At 37.7% G+C, this 21355-nt stretch carries 18 protein-coding genes; 8 read left to right on the top strand and 10 right to left on the bottom strand.

Annotated elements, in window-relative coordinates:
- Positions 1-340: 340 nt before the first annotated feature.
- Positions 341-2638: a formate C-acetyltransferase gene (gene pflB / locus I3259_RS18070; RefSeq protein WP_238031110.1), complete on the bottom strand. Its 2298-nt coding sequence runs from the start codon at positions 2636-2638 to the stop codon at positions 341-343.
- A 647-nt stretch (positions 2639-3285) separates the two neighbouring features.
- Positions 3286-4992, bottom strand: coding sequence for an electron transfer flavoprotein-ubiquinone oxidoreductase (locus tag I3259_RS18065; protein WP_238031109.1), 1707 nt, complete (start codon positions 4990-4992; stop codon positions 3286-3288).
- Between the two features lie 131 nt (positions 4993-5123).
- On the opposite strand from I3259_RS18065, the gene I3259_RS18060 reads away from it, so the two are divergent.
- From I3259_RS18060 to I3259_RS18040, 5 genes are all read left to right on the top strand, one after another.
- The gene (locus tag I3259_RS18060; protein ID WP_238031108.1) at positions 5124-5957 is read left to right on the top strand and encodes an electron transfer flavoprotein subunit beta/FixA family protein; all 834 of its coding nucleotides are present in this window, start codon (positions 5124-5126) and stop codon (positions 5955-5957) included.
- Positions 5957-6913: an FAD-binding protein gene (locus I3259_RS18055; protein WP_238031107.1), complete on the top strand. Its 957-nt coding sequence runs from the start codon at positions 5957-5959 to the stop codon at positions 6911-6913. Before I3259_RS18060 ends, I3259_RS18055 begins: the two co-directional genes overlap by 1 nt.
- 406 nt (positions 6914-7319) lie before the next feature.
- On the top strand, positions 7320-8714 hold the full coding sequence (locus tag I3259_RS18050; protein ID WP_238031106.1) for a peptide MFS transporter: 1395 nt from the start codon (positions 7320-7322) through the stop codon (positions 8712-8714).
- Between the two features lie 152 nt (positions 8715-8866).
- Positions 8867-9658 carry a winged helix-turn-helix domain-containing protein gene (locus tag I3259_RS18045; protein ID WP_238031105.1) on the top strand — a complete coding sequence of 264 codons (792 nt, stop codon included), beginning with the start codon at positions 8867-8869 and terminating at the stop codon, positions 9656-9658.
- Positions 9658-10122: a hypothetical protein gene (locus I3259_RS18040; protein ID WP_238031104.1), complete on the top strand. Its 465-nt coding sequence runs from the start codon at positions 9658-9660 to the stop codon at positions 10120-10122. The genes I3259_RS18045 and I3259_RS18040 overlap by 1 nt, the downstream gene beginning before the upstream one ends.
- Positions 10123-10177: 55 nt before the next feature.
- Here the strand turns inward: I3259_RS18040 and I3259_RS18035 are convergent, their stop codons facing one another.
- From I3259_RS18035 to fliB, 6 genes are all read right to left on the bottom strand, one after another.
- Positions 10178-10744, bottom strand: a complete 567-nt coding sequence (locus tag I3259_RS18035; RefSeq protein WP_238031103.1) for a porin family protein — start codon at positions 10742-10744, stop codon at positions 10178-10180.
- A 284-nt stretch (positions 10745-11028) separates the two neighbouring features.
- Complete coding sequence (locus tag I3259_RS18030) at positions 11029-12357, bottom strand: MATE family efflux transporter (protein ID WP_238031102.1); 1329 nt, start codon at positions 12355-12357, stop codon at positions 11029-11031.
- 110 nt (positions 12358-12467) lie between these two features.
- Positions 12468-13094, bottom strand: a complete 627-nt coding sequence (locus I3259_RS18025; protein WP_238031101.1) for a hypothetical protein — start codon at positions 13092-13094, stop codon at positions 12468-12470.
- A gap of 206 nt (positions 13095-13300) precedes the next feature.
- The gene (gene msrQ, locus I3259_RS18020; RefSeq protein WP_238031100.1) at positions 13301-13966 is read right to left on the bottom strand and encodes a protein-methionine-sulfoxide reductase heme-binding subunit MsrQ; all 666 of its coding nucleotides are present in this window, start codon (positions 13964-13966) and stop codon (positions 13301-13303) included.
- A gap of 2 nt (positions 13967-13968) precedes the next feature.
- A complete protein-coding gene (gene msrP, locus I3259_RS18015) occupies positions 13969-14982 on the bottom strand; it encodes a protein-methionine-sulfoxide reductase catalytic subunit MsrP (RefSeq protein WP_238031099.1) in 1014 nt (337 codons plus the stop codon).
- 104 nt (positions 14983-15086) lie between these two features.
- A complete protein-coding gene (fliB, locus tag I3259_RS18010) occupies positions 15087-16274 on the bottom strand; it encodes a flagellin lysine-N-methylase (RefSeq protein ID WP_238031098.1) in 1188 nt (395 codons plus the stop codon).
- Positions 16275-16457: 183 nt separating this feature from the next.
- Here fliB and I3259_RS18005 point away from each other — a divergent pair, with 183 nt between their 5' ends.
- The 3 genes from I3259_RS18005 to I3259_RS17995 all read left to right on the top strand — a co-directional run bounded on the left by I3259_RS18005 (position 16458) and on the right by I3259_RS17995 (position 19409).
- Complete coding sequence (locus tag I3259_RS18005) at positions 16458-16955, top strand: hypothetical protein (protein ID WP_238031097.1); 498 nt, start codon at positions 16458-16460, stop codon at positions 16953-16955.
- A 92-nt stretch (positions 16956-17047) separates the two neighbouring features.
- Positions 17048-18181 (top strand): fatty acid desaturase, encoded by a 1134-nt coding sequence (locus I3259_RS18000; protein WP_238031096.1) that lies wholly within the window; start codon positions 17048-17050, stop codon positions 18179-18181.
- A 325-nt stretch (positions 18182-18506) separates the two neighbouring features.
- Positions 18507-19409, top strand: coding sequence for a L,D-transpeptidase family protein (locus I3259_RS17995; RefSeq protein WP_238031095.1), 903 nt, complete (start codon positions 18507-18509; stop codon positions 19407-19409).
- Between the two features lie 454 nt (positions 19410-19863).
- Here the strand turns inward: I3259_RS17995 and I3259_RS17990 are convergent, their stop codons facing one another.
- Both I3259_RS17990 and I3259_RS17985 read right to left on the bottom strand, forming a co-directional pair.
- Positions 19864-20124 carry an Lpp/OprI family alanine-zipper lipoprotein gene (locus tag I3259_RS17990; protein WP_005365039.1) on the bottom strand — a complete coding sequence of 87 codons (261 nt, stop codon included), beginning with the start codon at positions 20122-20124 and terminating at the stop codon, positions 19864-19866.
- A gap of 435 nt (positions 20125-20559) precedes the next feature.
- Positions 20560-21159, bottom strand: coding sequence for an SCO family protein (locus I3259_RS17985; protein WP_238031094.1), 600 nt, complete (start codon positions 21157-21159; stop codon positions 20560-20562).
- Positions 21160-21355: the final 196 nt, after the last annotated feature.

The raw sequence follows: 21355 nt of genomic DNA, 5'->3' as shown, positions 1-21355 counted from the left end.
GTGGTGCAAAATCACCACCGATGCCAGAGAAATTATTAACCTTGGCTGAGTCTCGATGGTAATCAGGATATAAATTGTTAATTAACCAAAGTTCATTCAAAAGCCAATTATTATAGAATTGTTTTTTATTTTTGTTATTAATTTTATATCTAATACATAAAAATTAGTTATAGATATAATGTTGCCTGGATAACAAGAAATTTATTGATCTAGTGGTATTGATAAAAGATGTTCTTTAATAATGAATAAAAAGCCGCCATAGCTAGGTAGGGAACTATGGCGGCAAATTGGTAATACCTTAGGGTAGGCTGTCAGGTATTACCAACGTAGTAGCAAATTATTAAATCTTATTAGTAAAGGTACGGCTAATTACATCTTGTTGCTGTTCACGAGTCAGTGAGTTGAAACGCACTGCGTAACCAGAAACACGAATTGTTAGCTGTGGGTATTTCTCTGGGTACTCAACAGCATCAAGTAACATGTCACGGTTTAATACGTTCACGTTTAGGTGTTGACCACCTTCTATGCCATCTGTTGCGCCTGCTGCTTCATGGTGGAAGTAACCATCCATTAACGCTGCAAGGTTTTGTTTCTGTGTTTCTTCATCTTTACCTAATGCATTTGGCACGATAGAGAAGGTGTATGAGATACCGTCTTTCGCGTAAGCAAATGGGAGTTTAGATACAGATGTTAGTGATGCAACCGCACCGTTTTCATCACGACCGTGCATTGGGTTTGCACCTGGGCCAAATGGCATACCAGCACGACGACCACAAGGTGTATTACCTGTTTTCTTACCGTACACAACGTTTGATGTGATGGTTAAGATTGATTGTGTTGGAATTGCTTCACGGTACATGAGCATCTTCTGAATTTTCTTCATGAAGCGCTCAACAAGGTCGCAAGCGATGTCATCAACACGTGGATCGTTGTTACCGAATTTAGGGTAGTCACCTTCGATGTTAAAATCGATTGCTACGCCATCTTCGTCACGTACTGGTGTTACTTTCGCAAATTTAATTGCAGATAGTGAATCAGCCACAACAGAAAGACCTGCAATACCACATGCCATAGTACGGCGTACATCGCGATCCATTAATGCCATAAGTGATGCTTCATAGCTGTAACGGTCGTGAGAGTAGTGGATGATGTTCAGTGCTGTCACGTATTGTGTTGCTAACCAATCTAGCATTGAATCAAAGCGTGGCATTAGTGAGTCAAAGTTTAATACTTCGTCTTCGATTTTCGCTACTTGTGGGCCAACTTGGGCTTTAGATTTTTCATCAATACCGCCGTTAATGGTGTATAGCAGACCTTTTGCAAGATTAGCGCGCGCACCAAAGAACTGCATGTGTTTACCAACAACCTGTGGGCTTACACAACATGCGATTGCGTAATCATCGTTGTTGAAATCAGGACGCATTAGATCGTCGTTTTCGTATTGAACAGATGATGTTTCAATCGATACTTTTGCTGCGTACTTTTTAAAGGCAATAGGGAGTTGCTCAGACCAAAGAATCGTCATGTTTGGCTCTGGTGCAGGACCCATTGTATGCAGTGTATGTAAGTAACGGAATGTGCTCTTTGTTACTAAAGTACGCCCGTCAACACCCATACCCGCCATTGCTTCTGTTGCCCAGATTGGGTCGCCAGAGAACAGTGAGTCGTACTCAGGTGTACGTAAGAAACGAACCATACGTAACTTCATGATGAAGTGGTCGATCATCTCTTGCGCTTCTTGCTCGTTGATCAAGCCGTTTTGGATATCACGCTCGATAAATACATCAAGGAATGTTGATGTGCGACCGAGTGACATTGCTGCGCCGTTTTGAGACTTAACGGCTGCTAGGTAGCCAAAGTAAGTGAATTGAATCGCTTCTTGTGCTGTGCGAGCAGGTGCAGACATATCGATGCCGTATTTCAAGCCCATTTGACGAATGTCTTCTAGTGCTTGAACCTGATCTGCTAGTTCTTCACGTAGGCGAAGTGTTTTTTCTAGATCTTGGCCTTGCTCTAGGAATGCTTGAGTTGATTTGTATTGTTCTTGCTTGTCAGCTTTAAGGAAATCAATACCGTATAGTGCAAGACGACGGTAGTCACCAATAATACGACCACGACCGTAAGCATCTGGTAGACCTGTGATGATGCCAGATTTACGACATGCTAGGATTTCTTTGGTGTATAGGTCGAAACATGCTTTGTTGTGTGTTTTACGGTAATCAGTGAAGATTTTCTCTACACTTTCATCAAGTTTGCGACCGTAAACTTCACATGAGTTTTTCACCATGCGAATACCACCGTTAGCGATGATTGCACGCTTAAGTGGTTTATCAGTTTGTAGACCTACGATTTTTTCTAGCTCTTTGTTGATGTAGCCAGCATCGTGAGATGTGATTGTTGATGGTAAATCAGTATCGAAATCAACCGGCGCGTGAGTGCGGCTTTCTTCTTTAATACCTTCTAGAACGGTATTCCATAGTGATGTTGTTGTTTCTGTAACATCAGCTAGGAAAGACTCATCCCCTTCATAAGGCGTGTAGTTAGTCTGGATGAAGTCACGAGTGTTAACTTCTTGCTGCCAGTTACCTGCGCTAAAACCTTTCCACGCTTCTAACATTTCAGTAGTAGGTATTGTCATAATGTTTACCTCAATAGGTGATATATGCGAATGCGTTATGATGAAATGGACTCACCATAAACTTAAAATCTGATGTGTGTTGAGCACTCTCGGCTGATTTTAATTCACTGCTTTTGAAGCTTTTTTGATTATTAACAGGCGTTATTTCGCTGTCTTTGCTGCTTCTTAGCTTGAGACAAATACTATGATTTATAAGTGTATGAGTAAAATGAATGCTTTTCATTTTTTAAATGCATTTTATGCATATTAATTATGGTTAAGCTGGAAGGATGATTACTTTATCATTTGAAAACAGTATGTTAATTGTATTTACTTGTCAGTGTGACATTAGAAGCATTTTTTTGTTTGAGGGATTTTACATTCAAAAAAAGTTTGGATTTATACCCAAGTAACTTCAAGATGCAGTGTTCAGCGAGATGACCTTAGTTCTCAGGCGCGGCAACGATTTGTAGATGTAGTGATTCTACATTGAGAATCGTTAACAAAGTCTGAGAGCTAAGGACGCTCGCCCTTTGGGAGCGTGTCACTGAGCCGACTTCTTGCGTCAGACAACTTGGAAAGAGCTCGCTATTCCGCTTCGTTGTCTTCCTTGAATTCAACTCAGTGACTTCGCTCTGAATCAGGCATATTGAAGTCGCTTGGGTATATTACATTTTTCTATAATTAGGTCCTGAGCCGCTTTCTGGTGGTGTCCATGAAATGTTTTGTGATGGATCTTTTATATCGCAGGCTTTGCACTGTAAGCAATTCCCTGCATTAATTTGAAATCGTACTTGGTTATTCTCCTTTATTATTTCATACACGCCTGCAGGGCAGTAGCGTTGGCTAGGTTCATTAAACTCTTTGAGGTGTTGGTTTATTGGGATGTGTACGTCCTGTATATGAAGATGGCAAGGTTGATCGTCTGGGTGATTAATAGAAGCAAGATAGAGTGACGATGTTTTATCAAAACTTAATTGATTATCTGGCTCTGGATAGTTGATCTTGTTCGCTTTGGATATGGGCTGTAACTGTGCATGATCGGGCACATTGTTATTAAGTAGCCATTTTGCATGACCGTTAAATAAGGTTTGTTCTAAATAAGTTGCTATACATCCGCTTAGTTGCCCCCATTTATGGATATTTGCAGTCGTATTTCTTGCTTGGTAAAGTTCATCATACAGCCAACTGCTCTCAAATAAAGCGTTATAGCAAGGCTCTGTATGGCTGTGATCTTTCATTAATTCACCGTATATCGCACTTGCCGCTAACATGCCGGACTTCATGGCGGTATGGCATCCTTTTAGTTTATTCATATTAAGTGTGCCAGCATCACAACCTATTAATATGCCCCCAAGAAATGATTGCTGTGGTAGGGCGGCAAGTCCGCCTTTAGTAATAGCTCTTGCACCATATTCAATCCGTTTGCCATCTTTAAGTGCCGTGGCAAAAACTGGGTGATGTTTTAAACGTTGAAACTCATCAAATGGGCTTAAATAGGGATTGTGATAGTTTAAGTCGGTGATCAAGCCAACAGCGATATGTTCATCATCCATGTGATACATAAAAGCGCCGCCAGTGGTCTGTGATTCACTCAAAGGCCAACCCAGACTGTGAATGACATGCCCAGCTTTATGATGTTTAGGTACTTGCCACACTTCTTTAATGCCTAGTGCATAGTGTTGCGGATGGCTATGTTTATCTAATTTAAGTTGTTTAATCAGTGATTTACCTAAATGACCTCGGCTACCTTCGGCGAAAATGGTATAGCGTGCATTTATCTGCATACTGGGTTGATAGGTCGATTTAGGTTCGCCTTGCTTATCTATTCCCATGGCTTTGGTAATGATGCCTTTCACACTACTCATATAGATGGGCAAATCTGCATTATCTTCAGTGACAATGTCACTTCTTTGATGCTCGAATAATACTTTCTCTGCACTGAAACCGGGATAAATTTCCACACCAAGTTGTTCTGCTTGTTTTCCTAGCCAGCGGCATAATTCACTTAAACTGATCACGTAACTGTTTTTATTGTCGGTGTTTTTCGGGCGAAAAAGGGCAGGAATAGTGATTGATGCGTGATCATTAGTAAGCCAGTAGAAATCATCTTGTTTTGCTTTAGTGGTAACGGGGCAATCGGTTTGTTGCCAGTCGGGAATAAGTTCGTTTAATGCGTGGGGATCAAATAGCGCCCCCGATAAGATATGCCCACCAATGTCAGCACTCTTTTCGATAACAGCAATGGAGAGTGGGCGTTGATGCTCTTTGGCAAGTTGGGCTAGTTGAATTGCACTTGATAACCCCGCAGGGCCAGCCCCGACAATCAAAACATCAAAAGAGATACTTTCTAGCGTACTGTTTTCTTCTGCCATTGCGTGCTCCTTTACTGTTTCATTTAACTATAGTCCAGTTGACGTAAACGTAAATTCAACTAGGCTCAAAGAAAGTAACACATTCCAGTATTAGCCGTTAAATCAACGACTTCTTATAAGAGGTGTGCGATATGGCAGAGTCTAGTTTGAAAATTCTTGTCGCGATTAAGCGAGTAATAGACCCGTATGTGGCTATTCGTGTCAAAGACGATCACAGTGGTATTGATGATCATAATGTGAAGAAAACCATTAATCCTTTTTGTGCAATTGCCCTTGAACAAGCCGTACAGTTTAAAGAACAAGGGATAGCGTCAGAGGTAGTTGTTGTTTGTATTGGGGATGATAGTTGCAATGAATCATTAAGGACGGCACTAGCACTAGGGGCTGATAGCGCTATTCATATCAATACAAATCAAACTGAAAGTGACGATGTAACAAATATTACCCCGCTAAAAATAGCAATGCTGTTATCTGTATTAGCGATACAGAACAAGAGTGATGTGGTGTTAATGGGGAAACAGTCTATTGATGGCGATAACAATCAAACACCTCAAATGCTGGCAGGAATATTAGACTGCCCACAAGCAACTTATGCTTCAGAAATTAACTATGACAACCCTTCGATATTAGATGAGCTTATTGTGACCCGTGAAGTCGATGGTGGTCTTGAAACTTTGGCGGTTAAAGTTCCTTGTGTGATCAGCTGCGATTTACGACTTAATACACCCAGATTTGCATCACTTCCAAATATTATGAAAGCGAAAGCGAAACCGTTAACGACCATTTCGTTGCAAGATTTTATTAACAAAAATAGCTTGCAGTACCCATCGCTTGAAAATCTGATAAAGACAAGGTCTCAAACAATACTTCGCTATAACGCGCCAAAACCACGGACAGCAGGGGTTATGGTCGACAATGTCGAGGCACTTATTGATAAATTAAGTCATGAAGTAAAGGTGATCTAATGAAGACAGCAAACGTTTTGATTATCGCAGAGCATGATCATCAACATATCTCGTCAGCTACACGTAAAGTTGTTACGGCGGCTACTTCATTACAGCATTTTAGCAGCGAGCTAAGTATTCATATTGTCGTTGTTGGTTTTCAATGTGAGCGTGTTGCACAGCAGGCTGCAGAGTTATCCGATGTTGATAAAGTGTTGTTGGTAGATGATGTTTGTTATCAGCATGGCTTGGCAGAGAATGTCTCTAAGGTCATCAAGGATCTTGCATCGAACTATAGTCATATTTTTATGAGTAGCAGTACATCAGGTAAAGATCTGTTACCGCGAGTCTCTGCGATGTTATGTATAGATCAATTATCCGATGTGATGGAATTTACTAGCTTAGATTCTGTAGTTCGTCCTATTTATGCAGGTAACGCAACGGTTGAGGTTAAGTCTTGTGAAGCTGTAATAGTAGCGACGATTCGTGGTGCTAGTTTTGAGCTTTGTGGCTTATCGGAACAACACGCCGAGCAAGAAATAGTAAAGATAAGTCATCCATTAACCCGTACCCGCTTTGTTAGTATGCAAAAAAGTAACCATGAGCGACCAGACCTTACTGCTGCACGTGTTGTGGTCGCTGGTGGGCGAGGTGTTGCAAGTAAAGATGGATTTTTATTGATTGAGCAACTAGCAGATACATTACATGGTGCGGTTGGCGCTTCTCGTGCTGCAGTGGATGCTGGATTTGTACCTAATGATTATCAAGTAGGGCAAACAGGGAAAATTATTGCACCTGAGCTTTATATTGCTGTTGGGATCTCTGGTGCGATCCAACATGTAGCTGGAATCAAGGATGCAAAAGTGATTGTTGCTATTAATAGCGATCCTAATGCGAGTATTTTTTCTTACGCCGATTATGGCTTGGTGGGGGATTTGTTCGAGTTAGTTCCTGAGCTTACGTCTAAATGTAAATAGAAGACGGCTAGAATAACTTTTCATCATTATCATTATGAGAATGACTATATTCTTTAATTATCATCAGTTATAGAAAATGAGTGTTGTATAATAAATGGTCTAAATAATGGTTTATTTTGTTATATTTGTAATTAAAATGAAAATGCAGTAATAATTATCTGTCTATATCCTTAAATATAGTTTTAATATCTTAATGTATTAAAATGTTTAGTTTTAAGTGCTGTGTTTTGAGTGCAATATTACTTTTCATTATCGTTGTTGTATTTTTATTCTATTTTCAAATCATATAGTTATCAAAAATATTTTTTTTTTGAAATTTGGTGTTAATTTGATATGTGCATAACTATTCATTATAAATAACTAGGTATTCATTCATTGAATAAAAGTTGAATTAAAAGGAATAATTATGAGAAGAGACTCTAGCACATTATTAGGACACCCTAAGGGGCTGTTCTTATTGTTCGGAACTGAACTATGGGAGCGATTTTGCTTTTATGGCATGCGCGCCATTCTTGTCCTTTATTTAACTTCAAAAACAATGGACGGTGGTTTTGGCTGGACAGCAAAAGATGCGCTAAGTCTTTACGCTACTTATACCGGACTTGTTTACCTTACTCCTCTCATCGGTGGCTGGATAGCCGATAACTTTTTAGGACAACGTCGGTGTGTCATGATTGGTGGTGTAGCAATGGCTGCAGCGCAATTTATTCTGGCATTACCTAATTCGGTAGTTGGTGATTCTGCATTGCATGTTTTTTATGCAGGTCTAACGTTGATGATCATCGGTAATGGTTTATTCAAAGCGAATATCTCAACTATGGTTGGTGATCTTTATGATGAAGGTGATAACCGCCGTGATGGTGCATTTACCATTTTCTATATGGGTATCAATTTAGGTTCTCTACTAGCTGGTATTATTGCAGGTACAGCTGTAACAATCTGGGGGTATAAAGCAGGCTTTGCAACTGCCGGGATCGGTATCTGTATTGGTTTAACGCTTCAAATGTTATTTGCGCGTCGTTATTTGGGTAATATTGGTATTGAGGCTGCAGCTAAACGTGATGCAGCTAAAAACAAGTCAGGTAAAAAAGAGCCATTGACAAAAGTTGAACGTGATCGTTTAAAAGTTATCATGGTCATGGGTCTGTTCGTTATTGTCTTCTGGGCTGGCTTTGAACAAGCTGGTGGCTTAATGAATATTTATACTCAACAATATACTGATCGTCTTATTGGTAGTTTTGAGGTACCGACTGAGTGGTTCCAATCACTTAATCCGTTCTTCATTATTACCTTAGCACCTGTTATCGCTTCATTATGGGTAAAAATGGGGTCGAAGGAGCCAAGCTCACCAATTAAATTTGCGGCAGCATTGTTCTTCCTAGCAATTGGCTTCCTATTCATGGTGGGAGCAGCGTTAGAACAAGGTGGTGATTTAACTGTTAAAACATCAATGCTATGGCTTGTAGGTGCGTATTTCTTCCATACACTGGGTGAACTATGTCTATCACCGATTGGTTTATCGATGGTAACGAAACTTGCTCCATTACGTTTATGTTCATTACTAATGGGTGTGTGGTTCTCGTTTAACGCATTAGCGAACTATGCGGCGGGTATTATTGGTTCACATATTGGCGATGCTGGTGCGCTATCTATCTTTGGTGGTATCGCTATTGCCGCTACTGTATCTGGTCTTATTCTTATCGTGTTCTCAGGTAAGTTAGTTGACTGGATGCACGGTGCAGAAGGCCAACCAACGACTGCAATGAAAGAAGCGGAAGCTACCCTTGCAGAAGCAAATTAAAATTTAAACGATTCATCTCTTCGTTTAGTCCATAGTTAGGAATAGCTATGGGCTTTTTTGTTGTAATGTAGAAAATAATTGATATAAATGTAGTTATTTGGTGATATTAATAATGAGAGTAATGATGTGTATTTGGGTTGTAAGTTATTAAAATGTTAGATGACTTTAAAATTGGAAATGTAAAATTTTGCTGTAAACGCGGTATTCTGTCTGATGGAGAAAAGCAGCAGGTTTTAAGTTTTACTGAATCTAAGTTATTGGAAATTCTTTTACGCCAGGTGAATGAGATTGTTTTAAAAGAAACGTTAAAAGAATTTGCTTGGCAACATACTGTAGTAACTGACTCTTCTTTAACCAAATATATTGCTAAGTTAAGGAAAGCTTTAGCGTTTTTTTTTGAAGATAAAGAATTGATATTAACCATTCCAAGAGTGGGGTATAAATTGGTTTCACATGACGTTGTGTCTGTCATCGGAGGCCATGAAGAAAAAAATCAAGAAGAATTTCTTTTGGCTGAAAGTAATTCATGCGAAAACACTCGACCAATCCAATCCTCTAAAGCCAAATTTTTGTCGATAAATATACGTAAGAAAATATTGCTTGCACTATCTGTGATTTTAATAGGAGGGGCATTATTCAACTTTTCACGCTTAATTACACTTGAAAAAGGGCAATTTATTGCTAACGGATACCATATTACAGAATTAATAAATAGTGGCTTTACTCATAAATTGATTACGCCTGTAGGGATGGAATTAACGCAAGAACTCAGCTTTTTATTATCGCAGCAGAAATGTGATTGCCTTTTCTTTGTAGATAAAATTTCTGGTCATTATAATATTTCTTATTTTGATCCTAAAAATGAACAAGGAGTGAGCTTTATCCTCGATGAGAAAAACCTTATTGATAAATTAAGTGAAAATTTACCTCAAGGAGAGCAGTAATGAAGATGATATTACTGTTTATTTGTTCTGTTTGTTTATTTGGTTACTCACTCTGGTTTAGCCACCACCAGTTAGTTAAATATAATAATTTTTCTTCCGATCTTCGAGAGTTTACAGAGTTACATGGTGATTGGCATATTTCAACTAAGATAAGTCTTAAACACAATAAATATACGGCAGGGGTATTTATTGATGGAAGTGGTATTGATGAAACCGCTATTTTTAGAGAGAACGGATGGTTTTACAGCTTCTATGGTGGCACCTATCGATTTAAATCAGACCTTGTATTGTTACAACAGGCCAAAGTAAATAACCCTTCTATGGCGTTTCCTTACACTCAATTTTTGTTTACTTCTCAACAAGGCCAATATAGAAAATTTAAAGTCATATATGATGATCCACAGGTTGCTATTATTCATGTGAATGATAATGACTATATGCAACTATATATTAAAAAAAACTAAATGAATAAAAGAAAAAGGCGATATGCACCTACATATCGCCTTTTTAGTGATTTACTTAAAAGTGGTATGTCGCACTTGTCATCAAGGTCGCTTCGTTATCTAAACTAGATTTAAAATAATCAGAACTAGCTTCAGCATTATGACGTGTATAACCTAGCTCACTACCAAATGACCAATGGTTAAGGTTGTACTCAATCCCCGTTTGCACACCATAAACCATACCATTAAGGTTACTGTTGTCTTCAGCCATTTCGTAACCTACATTAGCACCAGCGGTAAGGTTGAAGTTATTCGATAAATTGAATACGTAATCATATTTCTGTTTAATAGTGTCAAGGCCTGATGTAATACCAGTACCAGCAAATGATAGTTCCTCGTGAGTGTATGCAAGTGTTAGGCGATGATGATCATTAAGGGTTACACCACCATGAAGGCCGTAGATAGCGGAATGATCAAAGTTTAAATCAGCATTGCCTAAATCTGTCTCTACTCCAATACCACCAGAAAGACGAAGACCAAGGTCGGCACCTAGGAAGTAGTCTTGTTTAACCGCTGCATGTGCTGAAGAGATAGCGAAAGTTGAAACGATTAATACTGCTAATGGTGTAATTACTTTTTTCATGTGTAGCCCTATTTATGATGAAATAATTTATGACATAAGTGCTTGTCACTCTTCGTTGGTCATCACAATAAGCGGAAAAACACGAAATGCTAAGGGAATAGCAAAGATAAATCGGGATGAAATATAAAGCTTATAAAAACAATAGGTTACAGGTTTTATTTTACATTCTTTTAGATTTCATCCTCGGTTTTTAGTTTTAATAAAACTGTGTTTTATATTGATTGTATGGTGTTTTAAATGTGTCGGTAGTGATGTTTAACAATCACTACCGATCTTTGTCGTTATTAAAGGCTTTTGAGTTTATATATCATCCATGATGTCAGAAGTAAGCTACAAAAAGGTAATGCGACCCATACACCGTCAACGCCAAAAATATGTGCGAACGTAAAGATAAAGATAGATATCAGGATTAACTTACCACCGGTTAAAATAGATGCTTCTTTTGCCATATTAATTGATTGGAAATAGGTCGCACCAATGAGTAATAACCCTTCGAAAGGTAATCCCCACAAATAAAGGTGCATACCGTTTATAGCAACAGGTTGAAGCAGTTGATTATCACCTGCGAATAAATACACGACATAATCGGGTAAACTATAGAGGATTGTGACGCCAATAAGCGCGACAGCAAGAGTAACGGCAAAAGCAAGGTTTCGTGCTTTGATCACACGATCTTTTAAACCTGCACCTGTATTAAAACTCGTGATCGGTTGTGTGCCTAATGCAATGCCTTCGAAAATTAAATAGAAGAAAGCCTCCGTATAGCTCACGATGCCGTAGGCTGCGACATGAATTGGTTTACCGACCATCAAGAAAGCTTTGTTGTGCAAAATCAGTACGACAGAAAGGTACATGTACATGAGTAAACTTGATGTTCCGAGTTTTAATATTTGTAAGCAGGTATCAAGTTTAAGTTTTAGGCTGTCCCAATGAATTCGTAGTGTCGATTTATCGCTAAAGAAATGTTGTAAACACAATATACTGGTGGCAGCTTGAGATAGCATTGTGGCAATAGCTGCGCCTGTTAATTCCCAGGGGATCACCACAATAAATAGCCAGTCTAAGAAGATATTCAGCAGACCACCGAAAATCATGATGTATGTTACACGTTTGGGTTGTCCATCATTACGTAATAGTGATGAAAATGCCATTGATATGATGGCAAAGAAACCCATACTGAAGTACCAGAAGAGGTAATCTTCAGCCATTGATAGAATTCTTCCCTCAGCGCCAACCCATTGCAGTATATCTGTGCCAAATGTGATCCCTAAACCACATATGATCAGTGCTGCAATTACGCATAAGCTGAATGCGTTACCAACGATCTTTCTTGCTTCGTCGGTTTTATTTTCACCCAGTTTTATTGAAACTAATGCAGATGCACCCATGCCAATAAGGGCGCCTAAGGCGTAAAGAATAGATCCAATTGGATAGCCAAGCATAATTGCAGCTAAGCCGTCTTCACCAATAAAGTGACCGACAAACATACCATCGACGGCAACATAAATGCCTGTAACTAACATAGCTGCGATAGTGGGGAGTGTATAGCGCCAAAATAAACGAAAAATAGAATCGTCACGTAATGATAACGGTTGAGACGAAGAGACAGACATAAGAACATTCCGTGTATGGTGATAGGAGATATCACACTAAAACCGTTTAAGTTACATTACACTTATTCGGTTAGACTAAAAATTTGGCGCATTTTAATCGGAATGGGGAGTTAGTCAATCTTATAAATTGCAGTTAAGAATAGATAACGTAAAACAGGGGATTGATTATCATGACGTACAAAAGGATGTTTAAGAGACACGCTGCCATTTGTTAAATGAAAGCGTTGTTTTACCGACTCAGCAAAACTGCTCTCACTGGATTGAAGCTTTATTCCTGTTGAAGCATATTCAAGATGATTACTAGGTAATTCACCCAACCACCAAGCGGGGATTTCTTTACTCGCTTTACTGCGATCGAACCAATGATCAGCAATTACCATAAGGTAATGTTCACCATGAGTAGAAAACTTGTTTTGCACTTGCTCAATAGTATTAAGTAGTGCATCTCTACGGGCTTTATTGGCACTAATGAAGTGATGGGCAATCACCCAGATATATGAATGTTCGTGCTGTAAGCAATAGATAGCTTGAGATGCATGTTGGCTTTTATCTATGTGGGTAATTTTGACAGGTGTGTTTTGTTGTGCGCAATTAGTTGCAATACGGCGGCAAAGTGTTTTCGCTAAATGATCTTCTTGCATACCTCGGCTATGAATCGTTGGGTAGTGTTGCTCACATAGCAACATGCAATCGTGAGCAAATTCCTCAACGCTCGTTGCTAAAATATCACTGAACAAAATGAATGACCTTCATGAAATAACATACACAACAATTAAAGATGCAAGGCGTTTATCGTAGCATAAAATTTTGCAATGTCATGTAATTCATGAGGTTTTAATAATAAATGACAAGTAGATAAAAAAAGACCTGTACCAATTGGGATTTAGGTACAGGTTACTAGACAGTGAAAAGCATTCACTAAAATTAATAGGTGTTGTGTGGATTAATTTGATGTCGTCGTTTTATGATCTCTGTTGACACCAATGTTGGCTAATCCACGTTTAAATTTTTCTCTGCGACTTAATAAAAGCAAGCTTGCAATAACGATATAGATGACTGGTTCAGTAATACCTGATTTGACAGACCATAAATAATGAATTGGGCTCAATAATAAAGCAAGGTAGACCCAGTTATGAAGTTTTTGCCAGCGTGCTCCTAATATACGTTGTAACTTCTGAGTAGAAGTCAAAGTCAGTAATAATAAAATTAGCCAGCTAATTGCGCCAATAGCTAAATATGGACGTTGAGTGATTTCTTCACCGACTAAAGCCCAATCAAAACCTAAGTCAAGTGAGACATAAACACTTAAGTGTAATAATGCCCAAAAAAAGCTATATAAGCCCAATACTCTTCGTGTTTTCACTAACGCCCCTTGTTTTAAATACATGGCAATTGGGCTAATAAGTAATGTTATAAATAGTGTATTAAGTGCTGCCTTTCCTGTGAAATGTTCAATGTCCTTAACTGGATCTGCGCCAAAACCACCGTTGAATGTTTGTAAAACTAATACAATAAGAAAGAATAAGCTAACGGCATGAATCACCACTTTCAGCCAAGTTATATGTTTAGGATTTAGCTTAAAAAAACGTTTCTTTCTTTGAGATTTCATTATTAGTAGTTCCTTTTTAGATCCATGCCGTTATACAAGCTCGCAACAGCATCCGCATAACCGTTAAACATGGTAGTAGGCTGACGTCGACTACTGAATATATTTCCTTCTCCTATAAAGCGTTCACTGGCTTGACTCCAACGAGGATGATCGACTGTTGGGTTTACATTGGCATAAAAGCCATATTCATCAGACGCTAATATGTTCCATGTTGTTGGTGGCTGTTTGTCAGTTAACGTAATACGAACAATCGATTTAATGCTTTTAAAACCATATTTCCAAGGTACGACTAAACGGAGTGGAGCGCCATTCTGTGGCGGGAGAGTCTTACCATATAACCCAACAGACAATAGTGTAAGAGGGTGTAGCGCTTCATCAAGACGTAATCCTTCCACATACGGATAATCAATGCCGCCACCTAATGAGCGAGACGCTTGTCCAGGCATTTGCTTTGGATCATAGAGGGTCTGAAACGCGACATATTTCGCGCGACTAGTAGGATCAGCACGTTTAATAATATCGCTTAAGCTAAAACCAATCCACGGAACATTCATAGACCATGCTTCGACACAACGTAACCTGTAAATGCGCTCTTCTAATGGAAACAAAGAAAATAAGTCATCATAGTTAAGTGTTAAGGGCCTGTTAACAAGGCCGTCAATCTTTACTTGCCATGGATCGGTAACAAAATTTTCAGCCCGAATAGCAGGTGATGATTTATCCGTACCAAACTCATAAAAGTTATTATATTGAGTGATCTTATTTTCCGGTGTGAGTGAAAGCTTTGGATCAGATAACGGTGATTTTATTGTAGAAAGTGGACGACGGTTATCGATCGTTTTCTGATCGTCATTTGAGAACACATCAAAAATACCCGCCGTTGCATTAGAGGCTAACGGAAGACTTGCAGCTGCAATACCTAACTTTTTTAAAATATCGCGGCGTTGATGATAAATGGACTCTGGCGTGACATCATTTTCACTTAAATCCCATTTGTTTGTTCTCTTAATTAGCATAACGTTCCTATTATAATAATCGGTATAGGTAAGTAGACCTACCTATACCTAATTATCTTTCAAAGACTCGTTAAATTTTTTAAATTAGGTGTAAAAAACGATAATTATTGTGTTTTGATTAGCATTAGTGAAAGTAGCGACTCATCTGTACTCGCTTGATTTCTTATACTTTTGATGTTTTTCACGAAATCTTTGTTGTGGCTACGAATACGATGATAGGTCTGTACAACAAGGATCACATCATCATCAGTAAGTGGACGCATAGAAGCAAGTGCGGATAATGCGCCTCTGATGATGAAAATGTCAGTAATTAAGTCATTAAAAACATTTTGCATTGACTTTGAGGGAAAGTCATTTTGATAAAACACATAGATAATATAGTTAATCCAAACATGGCTATTTTTTTCAAAATAATCACGATAATGAGTGTTAAAACCATGCTGTAAGATTTTATTTTGTTTATCACTATCTCCATCAGCCAAGCTTAACGCTTCAATTAATTGTTGATGCAGAGAGTTAAAACGATTGTAAGCAACTTTAAAACTACGTGTTGATTCTAAGTTTATACGGAAGTTAAAAAACTTAACCAGTAAACCTGCGTATATGTCTGCTGATGTACGTTGTTCTAGGTAGAGTTTTTCAAAATTATGGTTGTTAATCTCTTCGCAACATAATAGCAGGCGTTTATGCAGTTCTTCTGTACTATCTTTATGTGGTGCAAGTAGTTGTAACGTCATTCCAATATAGAAAAGGCGCTGCTCTAAACTGACATTTTTGATAAATAAAATGTCAACAACAAACTGCTGTACTTCTGAATGCCAATTAGGACGAGTATAGTTATTCGCTTTAAATGCATCATCTGTAGTGTTTTCTTGATGAAATTGCATTGATGCTGGATTTAGCAGTATTTGTCTTGCTGCCTCAGGGCATGAAAGCGATAAATTATGCTCTTTTTTGTTACCACGAATAGTAGAGGTACGAGGGTATGATTGACATGTCTGCGATAGACGCTTATGCCCATGTTCTTTATGAACTTCGCATAAACCAGTTTCTTCTCGGAAAGGGCATACACCATCGTTATTTAGTTTGATTTTTGCATAATAAGGCGATGCATCACCTTTTGTCCTCATGATTACATCGGCAGACTTTATCTTCAGCGCACTTTTTTGTGTCATAAATTGATAGGTTGATTTATCAATAGAGATATCCCAACTGTGACAGCAGTGATCTTCGCATTTATCAGCAATGCATGAAAAGTTATTAATGTATTCTGGAGTGATGATTGCTCTCATAATGTTTCTTGAAATCAAATAAAATAAGTGTCGAACATGTTATTGGCAATTTACGTTGATGCAATAATCAAATGCTTATATTGATACTATTTTCACAGATAAAAAAAATAGTTCCAAAGGTTATCATTTTCAACTAACCACTATTTCATTCATTTCGATGTAAAATGATGTAAATGAATCATTTTGAATAGAGTAACTAATAAAGTGAGCAGCTATTTTAATGCCGATCTTGAATTGCAGCATATTTACATTGAGGTACAGGCTGAACGGTATCATCACCTTAAAGCATTTATCGAAGCATATTACTGTTTTACTCATGGCGCTCTTACCAAGCAAGATAAGCCAGATTGGGAAGCAATTTTTGATGTAGGTATCAGAACAACAAAAGCTGAAGAGATAATGGATCGTAAATTGCTTGTAAGGGATATGCTTGTACCGTTATCTGTATTGATTGGATATATGAAAGTGATGGTAAGAGATGATGTTTTGACAATTGAAGGCTTACGAAATTTATTAAATGAGCAGTTGAAATATGTGGTAATGACACGTGAAGAATATGCTGATTTATCAAAGCAAGGGCTACGAGATGCGATGCCAATAAGCTTTTACCAACGTGAAAATAAACACTACAAGCAGGTTTCAGCACGTTATGATGTGGCAGGTATCACATTAGTCGAGTAGGTCTTATGAAAATGTAGCGCATCTCTTGATAGTCGCAAATTGCGCATATATTCTGGCTTACATGTGTACGCTGAATGTAGAGTGATTAAAGGATGACAACTCAACAGCAAAAACCTCCTGTTCTTTGGTTAAATGTTGCCGTATTTAGTGTGACATTACTCGTTGCGATAATTGGTGTTCCGCTTTATGCGTATCAATATGGCTTCGATTGGACACAAATATTAATGTTAGTTGTAGCATTTAGTTTTTGTGGTATGTCTATTACGGCGGGTTATCACCGTTTATGGTCACATAAAACATATCAAGCTAATTCAATTTTACGTTTCATATTTGCAATTGGTGGTGCATTTGCATTGCAAAATAGTATTTTGCATTGGTCTTCAGATCATCGAATCCATCACCGCCATGTAGATAATAATGATAAAGATCCTTATTCAGCGAAAAAAGGTTTCTTTTATAGTCATATTGGCTGGATGTTACGTGATTACCAAGCGAGTCGATACCATGACTACGATAATTGTCGTGACTTACAAAAAGATAAAATAGTAATGTGGCAACACAAGTATTATCTATTGCTGGCGATTGGTACTAATTTTGGTATTCCATTAGCTTTCGGGTTTATTCATGGTGATATTTGGGGAGCATTATTGCTTATAGGTTTTCTTCGATTAGTGCTAAGCCATCATACGACTTTTTTCATCAATTCGTTGGCGCATATTTGGGGCTCGCAGCCTTATACTGATAGAAATACCGCCCGCGATAATGGTTTACTTGCCTTTTTAACTTTTGGTGAGGGGTATCATAACTATCATCATATTTTTGAAAATGATTATCGAAATGGCATCTGCTGGTGGCAATTTGATCCAACTAAATGGTTGATTAAAACTTGTTCATGGGTAGGTTGGACAAGAAATTTAAAGGTTACACCTGCTGACCGAATTGAAAAGACTAAAGCAAAAATGCAATTCAAACGGATTCAACAACAATTAATTACGATGCCGAATAATGTTGCGAAGCTGACTCAGTTACAGCAAGAATATGAAGCGTTGATTTCAAAAATCTCAGATTATTATCAAGCAAAAAAGCGATTGCTTGATATGGAGAAGCAAAAAATAGCCAGTAGTTATGATAATTTTGAATTTATTCAGCAATATAAATCTATGCAAGTTCGATTAGAGCAGCAACGACGTGAATGGAAAGGCTTGATGCAACAATACACGATGTAGATTTTTCAAAACATAGTATAGTAAAAGCCATTAAAGAGTTGTTAAGTTTACCGTAACCTAACAGCTCTTTTTTTGTATTAACTGTATAGTAGTAAAGATATAATTAATTATACTTTTATTAGCATAGTTAAGTTATGTAACTGATTGATTGAAATGATTAGCTTAATCTAAAACATAACGCTCGCTAGAAGAAATTGCTTATATAAAGTACTATGGATTATAGAGATTTGTTTATAGTTTGTATTAGAGAGTAATACTGACTATGCAACAAAATGTATGGGTTTGTTGCAAATAGACTCAGGAATTTATTAACGGAGACGTTGTTTTGTACCGCGCATTGCTTCTTTCACTCACTTGTTTGGTTTCTTCTGCTGCAAATGCAATTGAATATCAATTACCAACCGATGGTAGTAATATCGTTGGTACACCTAACTACTACGAAGTACAAAAAGGGGATAGTCTCGCTGATATTGCTAATAAGTATAATGTCGGTTTTCTAGGCATGATGGCCGCCAATAAGGGTATTGATCCTTTTCTTCCTGCTCCTGGACGTTTACTTGAGGTGCCAACCAAGGTTGTATTACCTGATGTTGCTCATAAAGGGATCGTGGTCAACCTTGCGGAACTTCGTTTGTATTATTTTCCAAAAGACGATGCATCAAAAGTTTATATTTTCCCTATTGGTATCGGTCGAGTTGGACGTGAAACCCCAAGTATGACAACCAGTATCAATGAAAAAGTGAAAAATCCAACGTGGACACCGCCAGCTTCTATTCGTAAAGAACATGCTGCAAGAGGTGATATTCTTCCCGCAGTTGTTCCTGCAGGCCCTGATAATCCGTTAGGTGACTATAAAATGCGTTTAGCTTATGGTCACGGCGAATATCTAATCCATGGTACTAATAAAGACTTTGGTATTGGTATGCGAGTGAGTGGTGGTTGTATTCGTATGAACCCATGGGATGTTGAGTGGTTATTCCCTCATGTTGCGTTAGGTACACAAGTACGCATTATTAATCAACCTGTTAAGTACTCAGTTGAGCCTAACGGAAAGATCATTGTTGAAGTTCACGCTCCATTATCGAAAGATGAATCGCAAATGGGTGAAAAGAAAGTTGTAACTGCACCTGCAAAATTGATTGATGACTTGAATTATAACGATGATGCTTATCAAGTACTGACTAAAGCGTTAGATAATCAAACTGGTATTCCAGTTACTTTGAATTAATTAGAATTTAAATATAACTTAACGAGAGCTTATGCTCTCGTTTTTTTTGCCTAAATAATGAGTGTAATTACGATGTAGAGGCATATGATGATAGCTATGAATATTTGTGTTAATAGGCGAGATAAAGTGTGACAGGGTCTTTAACTGCTTAATTACTAATACCCAAAATGTATGTTTACATAAGTATTCGAATTAAGTGTATTTTAAACTAAATTGATTGAGCGTTGTATCGTATTATTTACTCGGAATAAAGCTAGTTAATGATAAGTTTGGACAGCTAAACCGTAATTTTTGTCTATTAGAAAAGAGAGATAAATGCCACTTAAAGCAATTAACACTACTTATTAATAAGAGGTTTTATTGATGAGGTGAATAGATGTTTTTATTTATATATACATAAAAAAGAGATGGCTTATAAAAAGCCATCTCCTTAAAGTATTTAAGCTAAGACAAATTACTTAGTGTAAGAACCAGCAATGTTGTCGATACGCTTGTTAGCACGCATAGCTTCTTGGTAAGCCGCGTCTGATGCTGCACGAGAGTCGTTTACAGCGCTAACGATTTGGTCTTGTTGACCTTGTAGTGCACTTACTTGCTCAGCTAAAGTGTCTACTTTGTTAGTAAGAGTTTGCATTTGGTCTGCGTCAGTGCTTGAACAACCTACTAGAGATGCAGATAGTAGAAGACCAGCTAAGATAGTTACAGTACGTTTCATTTTTTATAAATCTCCATATTGATTTTGCCACTACAACTGAGTGTGAAAGTTTGAGTTGGCAAATTCATTATGGCATAACTTCTTAAAATTGCTCATTAATTTTTTTGGCTTAGTTCAAAAAAATCACGTCCTTATCGTTTTTTAGGTTAAAAAACAAACAATTCTAACATTAAATTTTCATACTGTTTAAATGACTAACTATGCGTAACACCGCTTGTAATAAGGGCTCGCGCTATATTTATGACTTCGAATAAAGTAATAAGTCAGCGTTATGTAAAAAAATATGATTAACAAAAAAAGAAATAAAACAGGCGAATAAATGAACGAAAATGCAAATAGTAAATGCGATCAAATTCACATTTAATTTGTGTTTAAATTTCTCTTATTACCATCAATAATATGCACCTTGCAGCATTCCGATTGAATCGTTTGTAACTAAGTTGCACTGGGTACGCTTTTAATCATATCAGGAATAACAGAAACAAGTGGCGCAGGGTTGAGAAGGTGTGGAACTTTATCAATAAGCTCTCCATTAGGTAATAAGAAGTAAAAATATGAATTGTGATCAATAGCATATTCAAGCGCTGAATCTTTTAAGTCTGTTCGTAAATAAAGTACACCGTATTTATCTGCTAGTGCTTTTGTTTGTTTATGGGTACCGGTCATACCTGAAATAGCGGAATGAAAGTGTTTTGCATAGTTAGCCGTTTTAATGGCAGTATCACGCTCTGGATCTAAGGTAATAAAGATAGGCCATAAGTTTTTGAGTTGCTCTGTTGGAATTTGTTTTAAGGCGGCAGACATAACCGCTAGTGATGTTGGACACACATCAGGACATTGCGTGTAGCCAAAATAAACCATACGTATTCTTGGATCTTTGGGGTTATACAAGTCGACAGCTTCGTTTCCTGATTCAAGAATATTAAGAGGGTAGTCGGGCTCTACAGTACGTGAAGCGTCGCGACTATCAAGGATATAGCTAGTTGTAAGTCCAGTGATTAATGCTATAGCTAGAATCATCCATTGATATTTCATTTGTTTATCCTTAAACAAGTTAAATAGTACAGGCTTGATTATGTGTTTAACCACTCTATAAGTGTAGGTAAGTTTGGTACTTTTGTGAGGTAAATTTTGTCTTGTTCTAAAATATTCTTTAATAAAAAAGGCAACCAACTGGCCTGTCTCTTGATCACAAGTTATTGTGTTCAAGAGACTTAGCTAGCTCATATCC

This window comes from Photobacterium sp. Ph5 (genome assembly GCF_022129445.1).
Lineage (GTDB): Bacteria > Pseudomonadota > Gammaproteobacteria > Enterobacterales > Vibrionaceae > Photobacterium.
Note: the sequence above shows the minus strand (reverse complement) of the source record. Positions and strands in the feature narration are given on the sequence as shown.